1 protein-coding gene and 1 pseudogene are annotated in these 2,814 nt (G+C 58.9%); both read right to left on the bottom strand.

From position 1 onward, the window contains the following. A pseudogene (locus AC1DUU_RS28320) lies at window positions 1–515 on the bottom strand (transporter); the annotation flags it as partial. A gap of 364 nt (window positions 516–879) precedes the next feature. Next, window positions 880–2,814 (bottom strand): valine--tRNA ligase (locus AC1DUU_RS28315; RefSeq protein ID WP_476786665.1); only part of this gene is annotated, 1,935 nt, incomplete at its 5' end.

Here is a 2,814-nt window from a genome sequence, read left to right as displayed (position 1 = left end):
GGCCTCAAACCGAGAAGCGTCTGGCGCGACAAAAACGCGTCAACATCCTGATAGGATACGCCACCAATGAAGCGGAACGATCCTTTTCCTACGTTCATCTTGTACGAACAAGTCAGGCCGAAGTCGTTGGTATCAATCGAAAATTTCACGGCTGTCGGGGAATAGGCATTGTTGAGCCCGTAGTCGGCGTCAGCACCATATGGCTTTGTGTATGAAGCCAGGCAGTCAACAGGCTCAACAACGTTGAACTTGAGGCCGACGCGCGGCACGGCATAGTCGCCTTCGACCTTGACCTCTGATGACTTCAGACCTGAGGGGTCGAGGCGGCGAACGTTCTTCAACGTGCGCTGAGGCGACACATAGGTCACGCCGGCTTCAAACGAATAAGGTGCTGCATCAAACAACTGGTCAATATTGACACCGCCGCGATCAAAACCGCCGGCCTGCGCCGCACTTGCCGCAACGATTGTCAGCGCCGTTGCCCCCAGCAGCGCTTTGAAACGCAAAAAATTCATTAGGTCCTCTCCCGAATGCTCGTGAGCCGAATTGAACGATTTCATTGTCTTCACGCAACATTGATTTTTCACAAACGCCCGCGCCGAATTCGCCTCTCGACGTGATCGCCGCAGACCTTCCGCTTACGCAAACGTCAATTTTGGTGATTTCGCTGTTTTCGCGAACAGAGTTTCCAGGAATACCCATGGATCAATGCGCGGAAACAGGCATTTTCCCGCCATTTCAGTCCTTTGTTACATTATGGCAACAATCAGGCGAAAAATGGATACATCAGCTTCAGCTTACGCAGCGGCATGTATACAGCGAGAAAAAAGAAGTTCCTGCCGCAGCGTCAAGCCACGACAGGGGTTGAACTTCGAATCGTCAGCCGGCGTCCCTGACGCGGGAAAGCGCGGTATCGAGCTTTTCCTGCATCTGGCGATAGTCCTCGAGTTTTTCACGCTCGGCCGCGACGATCTCTTCGGGGGCAGAGGCAACGAACTTTTCGTTCGACAGCTTCTTGTGCAGTCGCGCGATCTCTTCGGTTGTCTTGGCGAGCTCCTTTTGCAGGCGCGCGGCTTCCGCACTGAGATCAATCAGCCTGCCGAGCGGCAGGCATGCGGTTGCTTCGCCGGCAACGATCTGCGCCGCCCCCTTGGGCGCTACCGCCTCGTGCGTGATCCCGCCGACACGCGCCAGCCGGGCGATTGCCGACTGATGACGCTTGAGGCGCGCAAGCGTCTCATCATTGGCGCCGACAAAGACCAGCGGCGCAATAGCCGCCGGCGGCACGTTCATCTCCGAGCGCACCGAGCGAATGCCGCTGACCAGATCGACCAGCCAGTTGATCTCGGCGGCGGCCGCAGTGTCCTCGAAATCAGGCGCCGGCCAGGCTGCATGGCAGAGCAGCGACGCCCGCTCCTTGCCTTCGCCCGCCGTATGCGCCCATAGCTCCTCGGTCATGAACGGCATCATCGGGTGCAGCAGCTTGTAGACCTCGTCGAGCACGAAGGCCGCAACCGCCTGGCTTTCGGCCTTGGCGGCTTCGTCTTCGCCCATGAAGATCGGCTTCAGCAGTTCTAGGTACCAATCGCAGAAAGTATTCCAGACAAAGCGATAGGCCGAACCCGCCGCTTCGTTGAAGCGATAGGAGGTGATCGCAGCAGTCACTTCGCGCGTCGCGCGGGTGAGTTCGGTCAGGATCCAGCGGTTGACCGTCAGCTTGGCGTCGTTGAGCCAGAACTCGTCATTGCGCGCAACGCCGTTCATCTCGGCAAAGCGCGTGGCGTTCCACAGCTTGGTGCCGAAGTTGCGGTAGCCGGCGATGCGGGCCGGGTCGAGTTTTACGTCGCGCCCCTGCGCCGCCATGATGGCCAGCGTAAAGCGCAGCGCATCCGCACCGTACTCGTCGACCAATTCGATCGGATCGATGACGTTGCCCTTCGACTTCGACATCTTCTGGCCGCTCTTGTCGCGAACCAACGCATGGACATAGACCGTGTGGAACGGCTCTTCCTCCATGAAGTGCAGGCCCATCATCATCATCCGGGCGACCCAGAAGAAGATGATGTCGAAGCCGGTCACCAAAACGTCCGTCTGGTAGTAAGTGTCGAGTTCCGGCGTCTTGTCAGGCCAGCCGAGCGTCGAGAACGGCCACAGTGCTGACGAAAACCAGGTGTCGAGCACGTCTTCGTCGCGGGTCAGGATCTTGCCGGGCTCGAAATTCTCAAGCTGCTCCTCGACCCAGGCCTTCCACGGTCCGGCAAGTGCGAGATAGTGCTGGATCGCCGCGTCGAGCGCTTCTTCTTCGGTGCGCTCGACAAAGACGTGGCCGTCCGGGCCATACCATGCCGGGATCTGATGTCCCCACCAAAGCTGGCGCGACACGCACCAGGGCTGGATGTTCTCCATCCAGTCGAAATAGGTCTTTTCCCAGTTCTTGGGCACGAAATTGGTGCGGCCCTCGCGCACGCTACGGATTGCCGGCTTGGCCATCTCGGCGGCGTTGACATACCACTGGTCGGTCAGGAACGGCTCGATCGGCACACCGCCACGGTCGCCATGTGGCACCATGTGCTTGTGCGGCTCGATCTTGTCGAGGAAACCGCCCTCCTCCATCATCTGGACGACCAGCTTGCGTGCCGCGAATCGGTCGAGGCCATGCAGCTGCGCCCACACGCCGTCGCGCATCTCGCTGCGCTCGACACCTTCGAGAAACTCCTCGTTGTCGACGATGTTGATGTTGGCTTCGACGGTCAGGATGTTGATCGCTGCGAGATTGTGTCGCTTGCCGACCTCGAAATCGTTGAAATCGTGTGC

Source organism: Aminobacter sp. P4_H6_2, from assembly GCF_056400805.1.
This window is presented reverse-complemented; position numbering and strand designations above follow the sequence as displayed.